Annotated in this window: 19 protein-coding genes and 1 tRNA gene; 7 read left to right on the forward strand and 13 right to left on the reverse strand. The window is 66.0% G+C overall.

What is annotated here, in order from left to right; genetic code table 11:
- Nucleotides 1-16 precede the first annotated feature (16 nt).
- Entirely contained in the window at nt 17-1024 is a 1008-nt protein-coding gene (locus tag IBJ06_RS02710) for an arginine N-succinyltransferase (protein ID WP_292156975.1), read from the reverse strand.
- A 5-nt stretch (nt 1025-1029) separates the two neighbouring features.
- A complete protein-coding gene (locus IBJ06_RS02715) occupies nt 1030-2280 on the reverse strand; it encodes a hydrolase (RefSeq protein ID WP_292156976.1) in 1251 nt (416 codons plus the stop codon).
- A 105-nt stretch (nt 2281-2385) separates the two neighbouring features.
- On the opposite strand from IBJ06_RS02715, the gene IBJ06_RS02720 reads away from it, so the two are divergent.
- On the forward strand, nt 2386-2919 hold the full coding sequence (locus tag IBJ06_RS02720) for a hypothetical protein (protein WP_292156977.1): 534 nt from the start codon (nt 2386-2388) through the stop codon (nt 2917-2919).
- On the opposite strand, the gene IBJ06_RS02725 is transcribed toward IBJ06_RS02720, so the two are convergent.
- From IBJ06_RS02725 to IBJ06_RS02735, 3 genes are all read right to left on the reverse strand, one after another.
- Nucleotides 2916-7022 carry a translocation/assembly module TamB domain-containing protein gene (locus IBJ06_RS02725; protein ID WP_292156978.1) on the reverse strand — a complete coding sequence of 1369 codons (4107 nt, stop codon included), beginning with the start codon at nt 7020-7022 and terminating at the stop codon, nt 2916-2918. The genes IBJ06_RS02720 and IBJ06_RS02725 overlap by 4 nt on opposite strands.
- A 110-nt stretch (nt 7023-7132) precedes the next feature.
- A complete protein-coding gene (locus tag IBJ06_RS02730; protein WP_292156979.1) occupies nt 7133-8902 on the reverse strand; it encodes an autotransporter assembly complex family protein in 1770 nt (589 codons plus the stop codon).
- Nucleotides 8903-8989: 87 nt separating this feature from the next.
- Nucleotides 8990-9241, reverse strand: coding sequence for a hypothetical protein (locus IBJ06_RS02735; RefSeq protein WP_292156981.1), 252 nt, complete (start codon nt 9239-9241; stop codon nt 8990-8992).
- Between the two features lie 190 nt (nt 9242-9431).
- Here IBJ06_RS02735 and IBJ06_RS02740 point away from each other — a divergent pair, with 190 nt between their 5' ends.
- Entirely contained in the window at nt 9432-11174 is a 1743-nt protein-coding gene (locus IBJ06_RS02740) for an ATP-binding protein (protein ID WP_292156983.1), read from the forward strand.
- On the opposite strand, the gene IBJ06_RS02745 is transcribed toward IBJ06_RS02740, so the two are convergent.
- Nucleotides 11171-12250, reverse strand: a complete 1080-nt coding sequence (locus IBJ06_RS02745) for a CaiB/BaiF CoA-transferase family protein (protein WP_292156985.1) — start codon at nt 12248-12250, stop codon at nt 11171-11173. The two genes, IBJ06_RS02740 and IBJ06_RS02745, sit on opposite strands and share 4 nt — an antisense overlap.
- Before the next feature lie 98 nt (nt 12251-12348).
- On the opposite strand from IBJ06_RS02745, the gene IBJ06_RS02750 reads away from it, so the two are divergent.
- A tRNA-Lys gene (locus IBJ06_RS02750) sits at nt 12349-12425 on the forward strand.
- A 19-nt stretch (nt 12426-12444) separates the two neighbouring features.
- Here IBJ06_RS02750 and IBJ06_RS02755 read toward each other — a convergent pair.
- Nucleotides 12445-12720 (reverse strand): cytochrome c, encoded by a 276-nt coding sequence (locus IBJ06_RS02755; protein ID WP_292156987.1) that lies wholly within the window; start codon nt 12718-12720, stop codon nt 12445-12447.
- Nucleotides 12721-12829: 109 nt separating this feature from the next.
- A complete protein-coding gene (locus tag IBJ06_RS02760; protein WP_292156989.1) occupies nt 12830-13273 on the reverse strand; it encodes a host attachment protein in 444 nt (147 codons plus the stop codon).
- A gap of 158 nt (nt 13274-13431) precedes the next feature.
- Between IBJ06_RS02760 and IBJ06_RS02765 the strand changes: the two genes are divergently transcribed.
- The 4 genes from IBJ06_RS02765 (at nt 13432) to IBJ06_RS02780 (ending at nt 16864) form a co-directional block, all read left to right on the forward strand.
- Nucleotides 13432-14070, forward strand: a complete 639-nt coding sequence (locus tag IBJ06_RS02765; RefSeq protein WP_292156991.1) for a helix-turn-helix domain-containing protein — start codon at nt 13432-13434, stop codon at nt 14068-14070.
- Nucleotides 14071-14160: 90 nt separating this feature from the next.
- Nucleotides 14161-15612 (forward strand): PAS domain-containing sensor histidine kinase, encoded by a 1452-nt coding sequence (locus IBJ06_RS02770; protein WP_292156993.1) that lies wholly within the window; start codon nt 14161-14163, stop codon nt 15610-15612.
- A complete protein-coding gene (locus IBJ06_RS02775; RefSeq protein WP_292156995.1) occupies nt 15612-16208 on the forward strand; it encodes a response regulator in 597 nt (198 codons plus the stop codon). Before IBJ06_RS02770 ends, IBJ06_RS02775 begins: the two co-directional genes overlap by 1 nt.
- A 59-nt stretch (nt 16209-16267) precedes the next feature.
- A complete protein-coding gene (locus tag IBJ06_RS02780; RefSeq protein WP_292156997.1) occupies nt 16268-16864 on the forward strand; it encodes an NAD(P)H-dependent oxidoreductase in 597 nt (198 codons plus the stop codon).
- 16 nt (nt 16865-16880) lie between these two features.
- On the opposite strand, the gene IBJ06_RS02785 is transcribed toward IBJ06_RS02780, so the two are convergent.
- The 5 genes from IBJ06_RS02785 to IBJ06_RS02805 all read right to left on the reverse strand — a co-directional run bounded on the left by IBJ06_RS02785 (nt 16881) and on the right by IBJ06_RS02805 (nt 21010).
- Nucleotides 16881-17552 (reverse strand): NAD(P)H-dependent oxidoreductase, encoded by a 672-nt coding sequence (locus IBJ06_RS02785; RefSeq protein ID WP_365811828.1) that lies wholly within the window; start codon nt 17550-17552, stop codon nt 16881-16883.
- A gap of 301 nt (nt 17553-17853) precedes the next feature.
- On the reverse strand, nt 17854-19449 hold the full coding sequence (locus tag IBJ06_RS02790; RefSeq protein WP_292156999.1) for an MBL fold metallo-hydrolase: 1596 nt from the start codon (nt 19447-19449) through the stop codon (nt 17854-17856).
- A 41-nt stretch (nt 19450-19490) separates the two neighbouring features.
- Nucleotides 19491-20345, reverse strand: a complete 855-nt coding sequence (locus IBJ06_RS02795; RefSeq protein WP_292157001.1) for a universal stress protein — start codon at nt 20343-20345, stop codon at nt 19491-19493.
- A gap of 70 nt (nt 20346-20415) precedes the next feature.
- The gene (locus IBJ06_RS02800; protein ID WP_292157003.1) at nt 20416-20550 is read right to left on the reverse strand and encodes a hypothetical protein; all 135 of its coding nucleotides are present in this window, start codon (nt 20548-20550) and stop codon (nt 20416-20418) included.
- Nucleotides 20551-20611: 61 nt separating this feature from the next.
- Nucleotides 20612-21010 (reverse strand): hypothetical protein, encoded by a 399-nt coding sequence (locus tag IBJ06_RS02805; RefSeq protein ID WP_292157006.1) that lies wholly within the window; start codon nt 21008-21010, stop codon nt 20612-20614.
- Nucleotides 21011-21025: the final 15 nt, after the last annotated feature.

The following is a 21025-nucleotide window of genomic DNA, read 5'->3' on the forward strand; positions in this document are numbered from 1 at the left end:
TGGAAGTCCTTACGGGTCAGCTTTTCACGCGCACCGTGTCGCCCGCCCTGACCTTGAGGGCGGCGGCGGTCTCAGCGGTGAGGGTCACAGTGTCGTCGTCGATAGCGGCCTTTTGTCGGACCGCGCGGAAGCCTTCGACCCGGTCGGTTGAGATCAGGCTGGGCAGCTCGGCCTCGACCTCGGTTTCGACCTTCACGGTCAGTCGGCGGGCGTCCCGCACGGTGCGGATATTGTCGCGCTGACAGCTGACGGTCGGACCCGCGTCGAAGATGTCGACAAGACCGTTGGGGCGGAAGCCCTCGGACTCCAGGAGCGCCATGGCGGGCACGCCCTGGGGGTGGACCTTGCCGATGACGGCGCGCGCGGGCTCGGGCAGAAGCTCGACATAGATCGGGTGCCGCGGGGCCAGATCGAGGATGAACTGCTTGTCGGTGGAACCGGTCATGCGGTCCGCTTCGTCGAACTCCATCGGGAAGAACTTATGCGCCACATGGTCCCAGAAGGGACAGGCGCCATCGGGCGTGAAGACGCCGCGCAGTTCGGCCAGAACCGTGTCAGCGAACAGGTCGGGTTCGGCCCCGATCAGCATATAGCGCGACTGGCTGAGCAAGCGTCCGGCCCCGCCCTTGCGTCGGTCGGCCTTCAGGAACAGCGAGCCGACCTCGGACCAGCCGGTGCACTCATTGACCAGCACCAGGGTCTTCTGTTCCAGCTTGATGCCCAGCGAGGGCGAAGACTGGGTGTTGTTGACCACCCGGAAGCTGAAAAACGGCCGGTTGAGGCCGACCGCCGCCTTGACCGACCCGACCCCGTCCACGTCGCCCGTGTCCGACTCCTCGAGCATCAGGGTGTACCAGCGCTCTTGCGGCTCGATCGCGCCCGCAAAGCTGTCGCGGCTCAGGTCCAGCCGCTCGCTCAGCTGATCCGGATCCTCGGGCAGGCTCGTGAAGCCGGGCCCGGACAGGATGGCCAGTTCCAGCAGGGAATCCAGATCGCCGGGACCGGCGGGGCGAACGACCAGCATGGAACCTACCTGGACTGGAGACGAAGCTGTTTGAGGTGGTGGGCATCGATCTCGCCCGAGGCCACCTTGCACAGGATCAGGGCGGACAGCTGGGCCCGCTCGACGAAGCTGTCGGGCCAGGCGTATTCCTGACCCGAGTGGATGGCGCCGCCGATCACGCCGAGGGTATCGATATTGGGCAGGCCCGCCGCGTGCAGGTTATTGCCCTCGCACACTCCGCCGGACGGCTGCCAGCGCAGGGTCTGGTTCAGCAGTGCGCCAGCCTGGCGCACCGCTTCGAACAGGGCGGTCTGGGCCGCGTCCATCGGCTTGGGCGGCCGGGTGAAGCCACCGTGCAGCGCGACCGTGGCTCCCTTGATCGGCGGTTGTGCGGCGATGGCCTGGACCTGCGCCAAGGTCCAGTCGGCGGCTTCGGGATCCGGCACCCGGACATTGAACCGGACCACAGCGGTGTCGGCGACGACGTTCAGCGGCGCACCGCCCGAGATGCGCGCCACATTGACGGTCACGCCCTCGCGCTGGCCGTTCAGGTCGTCGAGGGCCGTGGCCAGCCGCGCCGCGCCGGCCATGGCGTTGACGCCTTCATGATAGGCGCGCCCCGCATGGGCCGACTTGCCGCGCAGGACGATGTGGAAATTGCCGCTGCCCTTTCGTGCCCCGGCAAGACTGCCGTCGGGCAGGGAGGGCTCATACGTCAGGCCCAGATGGCCGCGCGCGCCCAGTTCAGCCAGCAGGGGGGCGGACCCCGGCGAGCCGATTTCCTCGTCCGGCGACAACAGGACGGTCCAGCCGACCCGCGCCTTGTCGGGGTGATGTTCGAAAGCCTCCAATGCGCCCAGCAGGACCGAGATACCGCCCTTCATGTCGGCGATACCGGGCCCATGCAGGGCGCCGTCGTCGCGGGTGCCGACCGTCTGAAAGGGGCTGTCGGCCTCGAAGACGGTGTCGTAGTGGCCCGTCAGCACGATCTGGATCGGGGCAGCCGGGCGCTGGGTCAGCCTGAGCGCCGGTGCGAAGCCCAGGGGGACCTCGCTGCCGTCGTCCTCGATGCGGCTGGACGCGGCGGTGGCTACGCGTTCCACCGCACACGGCAGGTGTTCGACCGCGCGCTCAATGGCGCTCAGCACGCGGTCCAGACCTTCCGCATTGCGGCTGCCGGAGTTGATATTGGCCCAGTCGATCGCGCGTCCCACCAAGGCGTCACGCCGTGCGGCGACATGGTCGAGCACGATCTGGTCTTCCGGGCGTATCTGCATGCGGGCGGACCCTAGCGACCCTTCCTGCAAAGGTGAAGGGTCAGTCGCTTTGAACGGACGCCAGCGCGTGCGAGGCTGTCCGTCTCAAGAGGGGAGTATTCTGACATGGCCGACTGGCTCAAGGCGATCAATCCGACGTCAACTGCGACGACCCGGCCAGAGGCCCTTGCGGCGGCGAGGGCCAGCAGCCTCGGCATTCTCGTCGGCCTCGCCTTTGGCGTGGTCGGGCTGATCCGGACCCTGGGGCTGGGCCCGGAAGCCGTGGAAGCCGCGATGATGGCGAGCTCCCAGGGCGATCCTGCAGTGGCGGGTATGGCCGGGATCGTCGCGTCTGCGCTGGTGTATATTTCGGCTGCCGTGCTGGTCATCCAGGCGATATTTGGCCTGGTCCAGTGGTTCAAGCCCAATCGCTTTATCCCGATATTGTTCACCGTCCTCGTGGCCTACGGCCTCGTCTCCGCAGTCTCGAGTCTGGCCATGGCCAGTCAGATGGATCTGCCCGCAGGCGTTTCGGCACCCCTGTGGTTCACGACTCTCGGCTTCATCGCCCTGCTGGTCGAGCTGGCCCTTCACATCGCCGGGATCCGGGGAGCGTCGAAACTGGCCCAGCTGGACAAGGCCGAATTCCCGAGCAGCTAGTCCCGGTTGGGCCTGCGGTCCCGGCGTTCGCCGGGTCTGAGGCTTTCGCGACGCCAGCGGACGGACAGGCTGGCCTCGCCTTGACCGCCAAAGCGCGAGGTGACCGCCAGATTGCGCCGGACCTGCCATTCGACGCTGACGGCCGCCCCGCCTTCACCGCCGCCGATGACCTCCAGATAGACGTCGTCCGAGATATAACGCCCGCCTGCGACGGTCAGGGCTGACGCCTCGCCCCCGAACGACAGCCGGTCGAGGCCCGCGAGTTCCCTCAGGCCGCCGATCACATCGAAACCGCCGCCACCGGCCAGGGAGGCGACGCCCGAGGCCAACTGGGCGGCTTCCACCGGTGACAGCTGCGAGGCCGAGCGCCCGAACAGCACCTGGGACAGGATTTCGTCCTGGGGCAGGGCGGGGGTGGACGTCAGGGTGATCTCCGGTTTCTCGGCCGTGCCCGTCACCCGGATGCTGGCCGTCAGGACCGGGTCCTCGCGCACGGCCTCAAGGTTCAGGCGGATCAGTCGAGGATTGGTCGACAGCTCGACATAGCCGTCCTCATCAAAGACGAACCGCTTGCCGGCGAACTCGTAATCGCCGCGAACGACCCGCGCGGTTCCGGACAGGATCGGACGGTTCAGTGTGCCCCGCACGCGGGCATCGATGTTCATCAGGACGTTCAGTCCCCGGCCCGAGACCTCGATATTTCCCCCACGCGAACGGATGCCGATATTCAGGCCGATCTGGGGACCGCGCGCCTGATCATCGGGGTCCGTATCGGGGTCGCCGCCGGGGCGATTGATTTCGACGACGTCCATGGTGACGATACCGTTGTTGCCCGGCAATTCGGGTTCGATCCGCGCCTCGTCCACCGTCAGATCGCCGACCAGGGTGATGTTGCCGTCGGTGGCCCGGGTCACGGTCAACTCACCCGAACCGCGGGCCGAGGCGATTTCGTTATCGATCACCCGGAAGCGGCGGAAGTCGAGCTTGAGCGAGGAACCGCTGCCTTCGCGCAGGCCAATCCGACCGTTGCCCGACACTGTCCCACCCGCACCGTCACCGGCCGTGAACGTCTGGATCAGGGCCGTGGTGTCGTCGAAACGCGTGTTCAGCACCATATTGTTGAGCCGGAGGCCCGAAGCCGAATCGCGGAAGTCGCCATTTGCCAGGGCCAGGGTGCCGTTTATGCGGGGGGCGTTGAGACTGCCCGCGAGGGTGGCCCGGGCTTCGACCTGCCCGGCCAGACTTCGTTCGCTGCCCACGAAGACGTCCCAGATTGGCTTGATCTGGCCGCTGATGTCGATCTCACCGGACATGTCGCCGGTCCGGGCGATGGCCAGCCGCAGGGGCGCGGCCGAGGTCACCACCGGCAACCTCAGATCGATCCGGGCATTCACCGAGCCCTCGCCCCTTGCCACAAGTTCCAGGTCGAGGCGGTTGCCGACCAGAGTGGCATCGAGCGTGCCGCCGATGGTCATGTTGGCGGGGGCATCGACACTGCGGACCCCGGCCAGCGTCACATTGGCCGACCCTGACAGATCATCGCCCGAGCCGCGCAAGGCCACGCGTCCCGTCACCTGGCCGCGCAGATCCTCAAGCACCGACCCCAGCTCCACCCGTGTCAGGTCGGCCTGGACCACCACCGCGTCCTCACCCTGACGCAGTTCGCCCAGAAGAATGCCACCGCCCACATTCATGTCGACCCGTGCGACATGGCCATCCCCTGCAAAGGCGATGACCATCGGATTGCGGGTCGAGAACTCGACATCGCGGACCTGCCCGCCGCCGGTCAGCGCCAGGGACTGCGCCGCCTCTGTCCGGGAATAGACGGCATCTCCCCTGAACTGGACCGGGGTCGGCCCGCCGACGTCCAGGAGGACATTGAAGGGCAGGCGGGACAGCGATCCTCGTCCCCCCAGCTGCAGGGTGCGGATGACATAGGGCGAGCCCGCAAGCCGCACGCCGCGCCCCGTTATCGCGATCAGGGCCACGTCCTGCCCGGGTGCATCGGTCAGTCTGAGGCGGCCATCGATCTCACCGGCGCTCAGGAAGGCCCCCGGCCGCGCGACAAAGGCCAGATCGGCGCTGGACGGGAAGCTGTTCGACAGACCGATCGAACCGCGCGCCACCAGGCCTCCGGCATCGATATTGACCTCGCTGAGGCGGATGACATCCTCTCCCAGATAGAAGTTGGCGACGGCTCTGGCGGGTCCAAAGGCCGAAGCCCCGGTTACGGCGACCCGCCCGTCCGAGGCGTCCGCGCCCCGACGGAAGCTGAGCACCAGGCGGGTTTCCCTCAGATCCATGGGGCCGATGTTCACCCATTCAAAGCCGGCGGTCAGGTCCAGCCGGGGCTCGGCCATGGTGCCGGTCAGAGCGCCGTCCCCCTGCATGGCACCATCGATCTCGATCGGCCCCACGCCGAACGGCCCGGACGCGGACCAGTCGACAGCCAGCTTCAGGGCGCCATCAGCCTCGATCAGCCCTCGACCGGTCGCCTGCCCCCGGGCCCCCTCGAGTACAGCATTCGTAACCTCGACCCGCCCACCCCGAAGGGTTCCGGCCATATTCAGCGAAGGCGTGGGCCCAAGCAGGCGGTCCAGCTCGTCCATGCCCGTGGCCAGTTCGCGCCCACGGCCTTCGAAACCGAGTGTCCATGAGCCGCCATTGGCTGAAGAGGTCGCCCGGATGGGCCCGCCAAAGGATCCCGATGCCCTTGCGGACAGGCTTGATACGTCGGTGATACGGGCTTCGCCCGTAAAGCGCAGCGAGCCGTTGAGCGCGCGTCCGCCCGAGCCGTTCAGGCGCAGGGCCTCGCCTGTCAGGTCGATCCGCCGCAGGAGTACCGAACCGTCCGCACCATAGGCCACCTCTGCGGACAGTTGCGGCGAAGCCCCCAGCAGACCGCCGACCATCCCCGACCGGGATCCTCCGGACGCCGCGAGCTCTGTGGTCAGGGCATAGCCGCCATCCCGACCCGCCAGCCTGACCGGGCCCTCCAGGCGTTGGGCCCGGTAGCTGGCCAGTTCGGTACTGGTCAGGGCAATCTGTCCGGCCAGTTCCCATCGATCGGCCTTGCCGGTGAAGGTGCCCACATAGGTCGAGGCTCCGGCAAGGGGCACTCCCGCCAGGCGCGACAGCGACGGCGTCGCGATGTCGACGGCCAGACCGTCCGGACTGCTCAGGTCATCGGTTTTGACCTGGCCGTCGACGCGCGTGGTGATGTTGTCGGCATAGAGCCGCCAGGCCACGGCCTGCACGCCCTCCTTGTTGTCCAGCGGTATACCGGCCAGACCGAAGCGTGCCGTGCGGCCGATCCGGTCTATGAAGGGTGCGAACAGGTCAGAGCCGCTGAAGTTCACATAGCCGGATGCGCGCGATCCCTCCTCGCTGAACCGGCCCTGGACACGCAGGGGCACAAAGGCTCCGGTTCTCGCCGTCGCATCGATCACGCGGCCATTGGCCACAGCGTTCACAACAAAGGGCTGATCGGGTGAATAGCCGAGCATGCCGGCCAGCGGCCCCCCACGCGCCTCGTGGGCCTGAAGGTTCAACTCCATCTGCTCGATCGACTTGCCCAGCGAAGCCTCAAGCTTGAGGAAGTCGCCTTCGCGGTCGAGGCTGCGGGCATCCACCGACGCGGTGGTCAGCCCCCGACGCAGAACCCTGGCATCGCCCTCGATACGCCAGTGACCATAGGTCTGGCTGAAATCCTCATGCAGTTCCACCTCGGCGGCGAAATGGTCGATGTCGACATCCAGCGGCATGGCACCCGGTGGATCGGTCGAGATTTCAAGGATCGGGCGACGGAGTACGTGGATACGGCCGGCCGTGATCGTGTCCGCGTGAAAACGGCGGGCAAGAAGCGGCAGATAGCTCCAGTCGACACGCAGGTCGGTGATTTCAATCCAGACGCCCTGTTCATCCGTGACGGTCACGCGGGACAGGGTGAAGTCGTTGAAAAGGTCGCCCTGGAGACCTTCGACATTGATCCGGCCATAGCGACCGATTTTTTTGCCATTGGCAAAGGTGCTGACCAGTTCGCGACCGGGCTCGCTAAGCAGATAGGCGCGCCCGCCCAGCAAGGCGATCCCGAGGAGGACCACGATGACGCCGCCGACTATGCCTGTGATGATGGCGATTCGACGGGCCAGTGACCGCTTCTGTCTGACGGCCGTTGGGGTTTCGGCTTCGGAAGGGGGCGGGGCGGGGTCGGTCAAAACGCCTGGCCGATACTGACATAGATCTGGAAGTCCGCATCGGCCGGACGACGGTCGAGCGGAAAGGCGATGTCGGCCCGGATCGGCCCGAAAGGCAGATTGTAGCGCACGCCCGCACCGACACCATAGCGCAGGTTGTTGAAGTTGGGCGTTTCCTGAAAACCGATGGCCCCGGCGTCAACGAATACGACCGCGCCGAAATTACGGCCCAGATCGCGACGCACTTCCAGGGAGGTTTCGAACAGGGACAGGCCGCCCCGGGGCGTATCGTCGGGCAGTCTGGGACCCACCCCCTGATAGGCGAAGCCCCGCACCGAACCGCCGCCGCCGGAGTAGAACAGGCGGTCAGCCGGGACCGTCAGCTCCTCTCCGCCCAGAATGCTGCCCAGCCGGAGCCGACCGGCCACGATCGTGCGTCCCTCGGAGTCCACAGGGATGTAGGTGGTCGCCTGGGCCTCGGTCCTGAGGAACATCAGATTGTCCTCGCCGGTCACGAAGGTCGGCTGGGCCGAGAGCGTCAGCCGCCAGCCCCGGGTCGGGTTCAGCGGGTCGTTGGATCGATCCATATAACTGCTGCCCCTCAGGGTCAGCAGGGCCAGGTCGCGGTCGAACCGCACCGGCTGCTGGGTGATCGGGTCAAAGCGGGTTTCCGCATATTGGCCGGCGTCGAGCCCGATGCCATAGCTGAAAAAGGAGGTGCGCCCGAGACGCTGGTTGAGATCGGCAGCCAGGCTTATGCCCGTCCGGCGATAGGCGTCCGTGTCTTCATTGACGAGGGCGGCCGACAGGCGGGCCGTTCGGCCCGGACGCCGCCAGTGCGGCAGGCTGAGGTCGATACCCAGGCGACTGTCGATCTGGGCCAATCGGGCCTGGTAGCGCAGCGTGTCCGCGCGACCGAAGCGATTGTAGTGCGTCCAGATCAAATCGACGCCGGCCCCTTCGGCCGTCGACAGGGTCGCTCCAGCCTCGAGGATTCGTGCGGGCCTGTCCGTCAGGGTGACGATGACCGGCCGGTTGCCATCGGGAGTGGTCTGCCCCGGCGGGGAGAGCGCGACGCCCACGCCGTCATAGACGCCCGTTTCCAGCAAACGGCGCTCCAGCTCGGCGACCTGCTCGGGATTATAGATGTCCCCCTCGTCCCAGGGGGCAAGACCCGTGACCCAGCGGGCGCTGGTAATGCCCCGCGTTTCCAGCTGGATGCCATCCAGCGTGACCAAAGGGCCGGAATCAATCCGGTACTCGGGCTGGACGGTGAAGGTGGCGTGGTCGACGACGACCCGGCGGGGCTGCGCGCGTGCGTCGGCATAGCCCCGGCGGGTCAGGCCCGCGACGATGCGCCCTTCGGCCCCGATGACATCAATGGCACGTCCCGGGGCACCCGGTTCCAGGTCGATCTCGGATCGGACCTCGGTCTCCACTTCCGGCAGCGGGGTCTCGTCCGTCCAGGTGATCACCGGATTCGAGATTAGAAACCGCCGACCGGGATCCACCAGAATGACGGCGACCGGCACCTCTTCGCCCTCGACCAGGTCCTCGATCTGGGCCTGATAATAGCCTTCGGACCGCAGGAGGGCCTCGGCGGCCTCGGCCGCGGACCGCGCATGACGGCGCGCCTCGAAGCGGCTGTCCGGTGGGCTGTCGACTTCGCCGACCGCCGCAACGATACGCTGGCGGAGGTCCTCATCCAGATTGCCACGGATCCGGGCCTTGGGGTCCGCCAGTGCCCTCTCGGACGACAGCGTGAACACCGCGAGAACTGCGAGCAAAAGTGTGCGGTGCTTTAGCAAACTGGACCCGGACAATGGAGGCGGCAGACGATCATTCCCGGCGGTCTGGCCGGGAACCGTCCCTTATCAATAGAAAAGCGTGTCGCTATCAGGGCGGACGGACTCTTCGGATGTCCGGTTGTCGGACGGCAAGGTCGGCGGTGGCTGGATCGGGACCTCGGTTGCGGGCGGAGGCTCCACGGCCTGGGGCTCCGGAAGCGCCGGTTCGGAGACTTCAGGACCGATCGGCTCAACGCCCTCGTCCGCAGGAAGCGGGTCGCCGCATCCGGACAGCATCAGCAGAACGGCGGCCGCCCCACCCAGCCCGGTCAGTTTCATCGCCTTCATCGTCTACCCCCTTGTGTCGAAACCCGTAGCCAATGCTGGAAAATGCCTGGATCAGCGGGCCGTTCCCGAAGGCCCTTCATGCCCGATCCCGCAGCGTGGGGGAATAAGCAGCAACCGACCCGGCCGGCGCAACCTTTCCTTTTACTTCTTGTGACACGCTCTCCGGTTGAGGAGACATGTGATGCCGCATACCGGTTACGCACTGGTTGGCCAGATCCGGCACAGGGAACTGAAGACCCGATTGGGTCTTGCAGCCTTCATCGGCGTCACGGCGACGGTCGTGGCCCCTTCGATGTGGCCGGCCGTGTGGTTTGTGGCCGTGTTGCTGGGGCAAGCGGTCGATGAGCTGGTCTTCGGGCCCGTCCGCCGAAATCCTTCGCGAAAGCCTTCCCGTAACCGCAAGGTCATGTGCTGCATCTCGGCGGCGGTGAATGTCGCCATCTATTCCTCCATCGCCGCCTATGTCTGGATGTTCGGGGGAGAGATCGGCCGGGTGTTCGCCATCGTGCAGGTGGCGGGTGGCCTGCTGCACGTCAGCCTTCATATGCATCATCAGCGGGCCTTGCTGCTGTCGGCCGCTATCCCCCACAGCCTATACTTCCTGGGACTGCCTGTGGTGGGGGCGGTGGCCCGGGGAGCTTGGCATGAAATGCTGGTAGTGGTCGGGTGCATTCTGTACCTGGGGCATCTGGTGGTCGCGGTGCGCCAAACCTCCACGACCACCCTGGCGCTCAGGGAGGCGAACCGGAAGGCGGATGAGGAGCGCGCCAGGGCCGAGGTGGCCAACGCCGCCAAATCGGACTTTCTGGCGACCATCAGTCATGAGATCCGTACGCCCATGAACGCGGTGATCTCAGCCGCCAATCTGCTCAAATCCAGCGAGCTGAACCCGTCCCAGCGTGACAATGTGGCCATGCTGCTGGACGCCGGCGACGTCCTGATGGGCCTGCTCAATGATGTGCTCGACTTCTCCAAGATCGAAGCCGGCAAGATGGAACTTGAGCACGCGGAAATGGACGTCCGCGAGCGGCTGATCGCCTTGTCACGTCTGTGGGAAACCCGAGCCAGGACGTCCGGCCTGACCCTGACGGTTGAGGTCGACGCGAATGTGCCCGAACGGGTCTGGACCGACCCCCTGCGGGTTCAGCAGATTCTCTTCAATCTGTTGTCCAATGCCGTAAAGTTTACCGAGACCGGCGAGATCAGGGTCAACGCCCGCTGGAGTGCCGACACCCGGAATCTCCAGGTCGAGGTTCGAGACACCGGATGCGGCATTCCCGCCGACCGGATGGGCCACGTGTTCAACAGTTTCGAACAGGTCGAAGCCGGCACAACGCGTCGCTATGGCGGCACGGGACTGGGTCTGGCGATCAGCCGCAAGCTGGCCCGGTTGATGGGTGGAGATCTGACGGCGGAAAGCGTGCCGGGCCAGGGGTCATGCTTCACCCTTGCCGTCCCGGTGGCCGTCGAAGGGCAGGCGGCATCGATCCGGGACGAGATCGACCCGGGCTCGGCGACTCTGGCGGGCATGTCCGTGCTGGTGGTCGACGATCACGCGGTCAACCGCCGCATCCTGACCCTGCTGCTCGAACCGCAAGGATGCGAACTGACGCTTGCCGAGAACGGCGCCGAGGCGGTCGAACTCGCGGCCACGCGCCGGTTCGATGCCGTGCTGATGGACATGCAGATGCCCGTGATGGACGGGCTGGAGGCCACGCGGCGGTTGCGGCTGGAAGGACAGAACATCGACACGCCGGTGATCGCCCTGACGGCCAATGCCATGGATACCCACCGGGCAGCGTGGGACGCCCTTGGGGTAGCCGATTTCCTGACCAAGCCGATCGATCCGACGCGGCTGATCAACAGTCTGGCGCGGGCCTGCATGGAACGCCCCGCCGTGCCCGAGGCCGCCAGGGTCGCCTAGCACCAGCGCGCAAGCGCGTCGCTGATCTCAAGTGCCGACGGAGGCGTCGTTCTGCCACCGGCCCGAACGTCGTTGAACACAGGGGTAGGGGCGGGTGCGCCCTGATCGTTGAAGGTGCCGCGCGCCTGGTTGTGGGGGTGGGTGACGGCCTCATCCAGGCTCAGGACCGGTGTCACGCAGGCTTCTGTACCCGCGAACAGGTCAGCCCAGTCGTCGCGATCCCGGGTAACGAAGATCGCGGCGAAGCGGTCGGTGATCTCCGGCCAGCGGCTGCGGTCATACTGGGGGGCGTCATCAGCCGTCAGGCCCAGCCCGGCCAGCAAGGCGGCGTAAAACCGCGGCTCCAGCGCCCCGACCGCGACCTCGCCGCCGTCGCGGCACCGGTAGCACCGGTAGAAGGGGGTCGAACCGTCCAGCAGATTGGCGTCACGCTGATCGGTCCAGAGACCACGGGCCTTCAAGGCGTGGAACAGGGCCGTCATCAGGGCCACTCCGTCGGTCATGGCGACATCGACCACCGTTCCCCTGCCGGTGGTGCGGGCCTGCAGGATGCCGGACAGCAAACCAATGGCGCCCATCAGCGCGCCCCCCGCATAGTCGCCCACCAGATTGAGCGGTGGACGGGCCGGGCGGTCCGCTTCGCCGAAGGTGCTGAGCGCGCCGCTGAGCGCAAGATAGTTGATGTCGTGACCGACCGAGTTGGCCAACGGGCCGGTCTGACCCCAGCCGGTTACGCGAGCGAAGACCAGGGCGGGATTGCGGTCCTGGCAGACCTGGGGTCCAAGGCCCAGCCGCTCCATGACCCCGGGGCGGAATCCCTCGATCAGGCCATCGCTGCGGGCCACCAGATCCAGCACCCGGGCCCGGTCGTTCGGGTCCTTGAGGTTCACCGGCACGGAGGGGCGACCGCGGTGCAGTATGGCACCGCCCACCTCGGTGAAAACGGCAGCGCCGGCGCTGTCAGACCGGGTCAGCCGGACGACGTCGGCGCCGAGGTCGGCCAGCACCATGCCCAGAAAGGTGACGGGGCCCAGTCCGTCGAATTCAACGATGCGCAGGCCAAAGAGCGGAGACATGAAACCCACCTAGCGCCTTGCCCGGCATCCGGCCATGGATTTCAGCTTGCCGGGAGGGGCGACCCTCCCTATGTTCCGCGCCGTCCGAAACAACGGATGCGCCCCTAGCTCAGTTGGTTAGAGCATCTGACTTTTAATCAGAGGGTCCTCGGTTCGAGCCCGAGGGGGCGTACCATCCGCAGGCTGGCCCCGGCTCAGGGACGGAGGCCTTCGCGTTCCAGCCAGCGGAAATAGGCCATCAGGTCGTCAATCTCACTGGCGCGATAGTGGAACGGCGGCATCTCTGGATGAGAAGTCACCAGCCCCTGCGCGAAATCCTGTTCCAGGACGAAAAGGTCACGTCGCTCCGCGATCTCACGGAATGGAGGCGCAGAAGGCAGGGGGCTGGCACCCCGGAGGCCTATGGCGTGACAGCCTGAGCAGTTGGCGCGAACGATATGCTCGGCGCGGGCGGCGGCGGCGGCCTCCATTCCCGTGGAATCCAGAGTCCCGTCTCCGGGGGGCTGCGCGCAGGCGCTCCCTGAAAGGCCGAGCAGGATAATCAAGACGGTTCGGACATTCATCTTGGGACGCTCCGGTTCAGGTCGCGCTGCGAAGTCGACGGATTACCATCCGGAGCGCGGCGGGTGTTTCATGGCATCGGAGGGCCGCCTCACTCGCCGTCAGACGCCTGGATGATTGCACCGACAGGGCATCGCGCAGCACCCCAAGGGCACGGGGCGGGGCGATCATGATGAGGTCATCAAAGCCTTCCCGGGTGATCAGGCGATCGACGCGTGCCGCCAGCGCCTGCAGGAACCGCGTCTCTGCCCGGTCCCTGGGCGGGGTGGTTTCCACGGTGTGGGAACCGGGACCAAAGCGCTCGAAGACGCGCCCCTTGGGCGATGCAGTCACAGGCTGAGGTTTGAGGTCCGCAATCCAGGATGGCCGTTCCGCCAGGGGGCCGCCTCTCCGGGACTCCTTGAACAGAAGGGCATTCTCGCCGTCGGCCACCACCACAAGGCATTTGCTGTGAATCTGCATGATCGTCTCCCGCTGCGGAAACTGTCCCTGACCGGGCTTCGCGGTCCATGATGCAGATCAAACGTCCGTCGCGACCACTCCGTAAGATCCCGTAGGGGCTCATGCGGAATTTCTGGCTGCCGGTCGCCAGATTAGCTTGCCCATGGAAGGAGCGCCCCATGAGCTTGCTGGAACAACACACCCTTGAGCGTCCGTCGTCGCCGGAGCCTTTCGCGGGCGTCGGCGTGCGCATGACATTCGCCCGGGGCGAGGAAATCTACGCTCAGGATGAGGAGGCGGACCTGCTTTACCGGGTCGTCTCCGGCACCGTCAGGACGACGCGGTTCCTCAGCGATGGTCGCCGCCAGATCGGCGACTTCTATTTCCAGGGTGACCTTTTCGGAGTGGAGTGCGGCGACACTCACCGGTTCGCCGCCGAGGCCCTGACCACCTGCGAGATTCTGGTTTTTCGTCCGGGATCGTCTATCCCCGGGAGGGATGGCGATGCCCGCATACAGGCCGCCCTTTGGGAAGCGACGACCCAGGAGCTGGAGCGGTCTCGCGAGCACCTGATGCTTCTGGGGTGCCACACAGCCCTTGAGCGCGTGGGCGTGTTCCTTTTCGCCTTGGCCCGCCGCAGGGGCCACGGCGAACTGGCCATGGGACGCCAGGACATGGCCGATTACCTCGGCCTGACCATCGAGACAGTGTCGCGCATGCTCTCCCAGTTGCAGGCCGATGGCGTCGTCCAATTCTTCGGAGCCCGCAGGTACCGAATTATGCGCCAGGACCGTCTCGAGGCCTGGGCCGACGCGTGAGCGTGCTCGCCGAGGATGAGCGGAGGCGGGGGATGCTCGCATAGCGGATGACCTTGCCCCCGACGCGAGCTATGCTGCCAGACAGCGATGGTGGCGAAAGACTCACGAACAGTAGCCAGGCATGATCTGGTGCGGGGCTGTCTGGCGGCGCTGGCCTGCGTCTGCGCCATTCTATTGCTGCGTCTTGCCCTGCACGGCGCGCTGCAGGACCGAAGCCTTTTCCTCCTTTATCTCCCGGCCGTTCTGGCGGCCGCCGCGCTGGGTGGGCGCATTCCGGCGCTGATCGCGGCTGGCCTGTGCATGGCGATCGCCGGCATCTTCCTGAGATCTTCGCTTTGGATGTCCGAAGCCAATCTGGTCGATGCGATCCTGTTCCTGATCATCAGTCCGGTGATCGCCCAGATGGGGCACGTGAATCTGGTCCGTCGCCGTCAGGCCGCAGCCCGTCAGGCGCACCTGCAGTCGATATTGGACACGGTGCCCGAGGCGATGATCGTCATCGACCACAAGGGCATTGTTCGTTCGTTCAGCGCCGCGGCCGAGACCCTGTTCGGATGGCGCGCGCCGGAAATGGAGGGGCGAAACATCAAGGCTTTGATGCCGTCGCCTTATCGCGAGGGCCATGACGCCTTTCTGGAGCGTTATCTCTCGACAGGGGAGAGACGGATCATCGGCATCGGTCGCATCGTCGTCGGGCAGCGACGCGATGGATCGACGTTCCCGATGGAGCTGGCCGTTGGTGAAGCGGAATTCGGAGGCGACCGTTTTTTCACCGGCTTCATTCGGGATCTCACCGACAGACGCGAACAGGAGCGCAGGCTGCAGGAACTTCAGGCCGAGCTGGTGCACGTCTCGCGTCTGAGCATCATGGGCGAGATGGCATCCTCCCTGGCCCATGAGTTGAATCAGCCCCTGGGGGCCATCAACAACTATATGAAGGGCTGCATTACCCTGTTGGAGCAGCCTGAGCCTGATCTGGAACGCACCCGCGATGCGCTGAGAAAGGCCGGGGATCAGGCGCTGCGTGCGGGAGAGGTCATCAGCCACCTGCGTGCTTTCGTGACCAAGGGCGATACGGACAGGCGGTCTCATGATCTGGCAAAGATCATGGAGGAGGCGGCTGCCCTCGGACTGGTGGGCTCGCGATCCATGGGCCTGCAGACGACCTACGCTTTCAACCGCGACATCGGCCCCGTGTCGGTCGACGCGATACAGATCCAGCAGGTGGCCCTGAACCTGATCCGCAACGCACTGGATGCCATGACAGCCTCCTCGACGCGTGAGCTTACGATCGGAGTGGCCGCGCATGATGCAGACTTCGCCCGGGTGTGGGTGAGCGATACCGGACCGGGCCTCTCGCCAGACGTCAGGCAGCGGCTGTTTCAGCCCTTTGTGACAACCAAGGCCGACGGCATGGGTGTTGGCCTGTCCATCTGCCGCACCATCGTCGAGGCTCATGGCGGGACGATCTGGCCGGAAGACGGAGAGGGCGGCGGGGCCACCTTCGTTTTCACCGTTCCGTTCGCGAAGGAGGAAATCTGATGGAGAAGGGCGTGGTGCACATCGTCGATGACGACGAGGCCATGCGGGATTCCCTGGCATTCCTGCTCGAGGTGCGAAAATACGACTATCGTGTTTATTCAGACGCGCACACGCTGCTGACCCGCGCTCCCGATCTGGAACAAGGATGCGTGGTGACGGACGTGCGTATGCCGGGCCTTTCCGGCACTGAACTGTTAAGGCGTCTGAAGGCGATGGGCCTTCCGCACCCCGTGATTGTGATAACGGGCCACGCGGACGTGGCTCTGGCAGTGGAGGCGATGAAGGCCGGGGCCTGGGACTTCCTCGAAAAGCCCTTCGATGACCAGATCTTCGTTCGTCTGGTGGAGGCGGCGCTCCTGATTGGAGAGGGAGATGGTCTTCCACCCGGAGGCAAACCCGAATGGCTGGCCCGCCTCAGCCCGCGCGAGACGGACGTGCTTACCGGCGTGGCGTCTGGCAAATCCAATAAGGAGATTGCCCGCGACCTGGACATCAGCGCCCGCACCGTGGAGGTCTACAGGGCCAACCTCATGTCCAAGGCGGGGGTGCGGTCGCTCTCGGACCTGATGCGGATGGCGGTTGCGGCCGGGTACTGAAGCCGGTGCCGCATGATCTGGATCAAGGCGGCTGCGACCCGGGCGTTCGATCATGAGGCATGACCGCGACCCGTGCAGCGCCCCGACGCATCCTGATCATCGAGGGTCACCCCGACCCCTCCCGGGAGAGGCTGTGTCATGCCCTGGCGGAATCCTACCGGGAGGGGGCCCGGGAAGCCGGACATGACCTGCGCACGCTGATCCTGGGGGACCTGGATATCCCCCTGCTCGGCAGCCGTTCCGACTGGGAGAAGCCAGCCGCGCCGCCCCTTCAGACCTGGCAGGACGATCTGCTCTGGGCGGATCATCTGGTGGTGGTGTTCCCCCTGTGGCTGGGCGAGGCCCCTGCAATGCTGAAGGCCTTTCTGGAACAGGTCCTGCGGCCCGGATTCGCGTTCGACCCGACCCGGACCGCTTCGGTTGGACGGCTCAAGGGGCGATCCGCGCGCCTGGTGGTGACCATGGGCATGCCGGGCTGGTTCTATGTCGCATGGTTCGGCGCGCACGGTCTCCGAAGTCTCAGGCGCAACATCTTCCACTTCGTGGGGATCAGGCCGGTCCGGATGACTCTCTTCGGCATGGTCGAAGGGGTTTCCCCCGCCCGACGCAGGGCCTGGCTCGACGGGATGAACCGTCTGGGCCGACTGGGGCAATAAGAAGACTTGATAAAGATCAGGACGTCCCGGTCCCTTCAGGGATGACGCCGCCCTGCATGACAGTGGCAGCCATGAGCTGAAGCTCCTGGAGCCGTTCCCGCATGGCCGCTTCCCCCATGCCGGCGCGCACCCGGCCGAAGTTGTGGTGTCCGAGATTTCTCAGGCCCGTGACAGCGGAAAAGTGGTCGTCGAAATGGGCGCGCATGGCGTCCCATGCGCCGGAGTGCTCCACCCAGTCCTGGGGCGCGCCGGTCGAGGTAAAGGTGACCATCGCGCGATCCGCCAGCAGCGGTCGGTTGCCGCTGAGCCCGTGGGGAGAATAGGCGAAGCCCATTCCGAACACCCGCTCCACATAGCCCTTGATCATGGCCGGCGGGCTGTTGAACCACAGGGGATAGAAGAAGGCATAGACGTCCGCCTTTCCAATCAGCTGGCGCTCGACGACCACATCGGGTCGAGGCTGAAAGCCCTCATGGTCGGGCATCTCCCGCGCGTGCAGCAGTGGATTGAAACCTATGCGGTATAGATCCCGAAAGATCACCCGGCCGCCGTTCTGCCTCACCACCTCGGCGTAGCCCTCGGCCATGGACAAGGTGAAGCTGCGCTGCCTTGGATGGGAAGCAATGACCACGTGAGTGGGCACCCCATCGGGGATCGGGGATGTCGATGTCGCGAGCGGTTCCATCATGCTCGCAGCATGTCTCGCCGGATGTGCAACAGCCTTGATCCTGATCAAGGCGGAGGGCGGAAGACGCGGCGATACTGACCTGAAGGAGACCCCTCATGCCCCTTCAATCCATCATCGTCATCATTGCCGTCATCGCGGCGTTCTCGACCTTTATCGTCACCGTCGGAGGCGTCTCCTGGTGGTCGAACCGCCCCTGAGGAGCCGCACCTGAGCCGGGACCTCCCCATCGTCGCCAGATGCGACCTTGGGAAAACTCGGACGACCCTTGCCGCTCCGGAGGGCGTCAGGCCCTGGCCTTCGCTCAGGGGGGCGGTACCCGGTCGCGCGCGGATCGGACCTGGCGGGTCAGCTCGGCGAGCAGTCGGGTTCGCGTCTCATCATCGAGACTCTGCAGGGTCTCATTGAGAACGCCCAGAAAGGCGGCGCGCCGGTTGTGCCAGTCTTGCTGTGACGCCATTCCCGGAGCCAGCCTTGAGGCCGTCTCCGCTGCTGACGCAACAGTGGGCCCAACAATAACGTACGTCTGATCCAGCTCCGGTGTCAGGATGCGCCCGGCTTCGACACCAGCCCGCTGCAGCCTGTGCGAAAGACCCTTCAGGCCGTCAGGCTCGCCGTGGTTCAGAAAGATGCTGCCGCCGGGCGCGCGGTCCAATAGCCATCTGACAAGCGCCGTCGCGTCCGCGTGTCCGGAATAGGCCTCCATCGACCGGATCGTTGCCCGAACCCGAATATCCTCCCCCTGGATGCGGACCCGGTCATGACCCTCCAGCAAAATGCGGCCCAGTGTGCCGACGGCCTGATAGCCGGTGATCAGCAATGTCGTCTCCGGGCGCCAGAGCAGGCGCTTGAGATGCCGACGAATGCGGCCACCATCGCACATGCCGCTGCCGGCCAGGATGACATGCCAGCCGCGCAGGCGTTCCAGTCCGTCGCTTTCGTGGGGGCGCAGCAGGAACCGTATGCGCTCCGGATGGCGAAGGGGCAGGTAGGGGTTGGATTGGCTGTCGGGATTCCATCCGCGCTTCAGGAAGACCTCTGTGGCCTCGATCGCCAGGGGCGAATCCAGAAAGACCTCTCCCGCCAGATCCGGCTGGGCGTCCATGACGGCAATCAGATCCAGGAGAAGCTCCTGCGCCCGGCCTATGGCGAAGACGGGCAGCAGCAGCGGACCGCCGGCCGCGCGGGCGAGGCGGAGTTCATCGGCGAGAAGGGAGCGGCGCTGTTCGAGCGTCAGGGTGGGCCGCTCCCGATCCCCATAGGTGGATTCCAGCACCACATGCTGGCAAGGCGACGGCCCGTCCGGCACCGGGAGCAGGGCTTGCCCGGGAGCGCCGAGGTCGCCGGAGAAGAGAATACGCACAGGGTCAGACCCGGTCTCGAACATCAGCTCGACAGACGCGGCGCCAAGGAGGTGCCCCGCCGGCCAGAACACAGCCGTGACGCCAGGCGCGACCGGCACCGTTTCGCGCAGCTTGGCAGTGTCGAACAGCCGCAGTGTCGGGGCAATGTCCGCCGGACCATAGATCGGTGTGACCACAGGCAAGCCCCGCCGCTCGTTGCGCCGGTTGAGATTCTCGACATCCGTGGCCTGCAGATCCGCGGCATCGGCCAGCATCACGGCGCACAGCTCTCTGGTGGCCGCCGTTGCGTAGATCGTCCCCTTGAAGCCCTCCCGCACCAGCCTCGGCAGCAGACCTGAATGATCGATATGAGCGTGGGTCAGGACGACGGCGTCGATATCAGCCGGTACAAATGGAAACGGTTCATGGTTCAGCGCCTTGAGCGTTCTGGAGCCCTGGAACATGCCGCAGTCCACCAGCAGCCGCACCGCGCCGAAGCTGATCAGGGTGCACGACCCCGTCACGCATTCCGCCGCACCGAGGAAGCGCAGGCTCACGCTCTGGAAAGCCTGGTCCGCAGGAGCTTCGGACACCGTGGTCAATGCATCAACAGCAGCGAGGGGCCGTCCTTGGCTTTCAGGAAGCTCCGCGTCGCGCCGCCGAACAGATATTCCGCGAGTTGTGACCGCCCGTAGGCCCCCGCGATAAACAGGGAGACATCATTGGACCGCGCCGCGTCCATGAGGGCGTCGCCCTCGGGGGAGCCTTCGGCCAGGATGTGGCGGCCCGCACCCACGCCGTGGGCGCGGAGGTAGGCATTGAGTCGTTCGGGATTCGCATCCTTGTCCAACTGCCGGCCTTCCGGGGCCTGGAGAATCAGAATCGCGCGGGATGTGCCGATCAGGGGCAGGGCCTGCCGGACCGCCCGGCCCGCCTGGGCGCTGCCGTCCCATGCGATGGCTGCGACTCCGGACAGGGCGTCCGGATCGCCTCGTCCGATCAGAAGCGGCGCTCTTTCGCCAAACAGGACCTGTCCCACAAGATGCCGGTCCGCCGCCGTGAGCAGCCCCTGGCTCACGACCACCAGATCCGCGAGGGCCAGATGACGGGCCAGGGCAAAGCTCGGCGCGCCACCGTATTCGGAAAGGACAAGACGCGGCGCGCCGTCGCCCGGACCAAAGGTCAGGTCTGACTCTTCGCAAACGTCACGACAGGTGCGCTCGATGTGCGACTGCGTCTCCTTCATCGCGCGCGACAGTGCCTCAAATATTTCAGCCGGATAGGCGCCCCCGGCCGAGGCTCCCAGCGCGGCTATGTTTGTTGCAGCATCGGGGTAGGCCGGAACGACCGTGACCCGGGCCTCATGCTGGAGCGCCAGCCAGGCGGCGAACTTCAGGGACTGGCGATCAAACGGTTCGCCTACGGCCAGGGTGACAATATGTTTGTAGCTCATGGCAGGCCTCTGGGTCATCGCCCCGGCATCGACGGCGGTGCGGGCATCGGGCCAAGGGCGGGGTCACGGTTCAGTCGATGATCGCCGCCTCGCAGCCGGATTTGTCGATCAGCGGGTGGGCCAGAGGCACACCCAGCCTGCAGCCAAGCCTGATATCGCTGACGTCGCCTTGATCCGGATCAAGGAAATGCGCTGACTTCCGCACGCCTCCGCCGTCCGGAGCGACCGGAGAATGGCAGCCGACCTGGGGCCTGGAACCCGGCAGATCAGGCCTGGTTCACCGCGGCATGGAGCCGGGCATAGAGGTCGGCGGCGGTGATGCCGACGATCTGGGGATCAGACGACTGACCGTCCTCGATCAGGTCCAGCAACAGCCTCAGCGTGGCCGCGCGGTCCAGAGTCCGGCCCCCGACCAGCTCTTCGATCCGGGTCTTCAGATCAGCCGGTTCCGACAGCGCGCGCGCGGCTTCGCGGGGGGCGAGATCGGGGAAGGGCATGACCTCGGCAGCCGGGCGCGGCGGCGGGGCATCGAAGCGCAGCGGTTCGGCATGGGTGGGCTTGGTGCTTTCGCGCAGCTTGGCGCAGCGGCGGCAGCGCTCGGCACCATGACGCTCGGACCAGTAAAAGTCATGGCGGCACAGAAAGCTATTCAACGGCGCCAGCATCTCCATCCCCCTGAT

It is taken from the genome of Brevundimonas sp. (assembly GCF_016742135.1).
Classification (GTDB): Bacteria; Pseudomonadota; Alphaproteobacteria; order Caulobacterales; family Caulobacteraceae; genus Brevundimonas.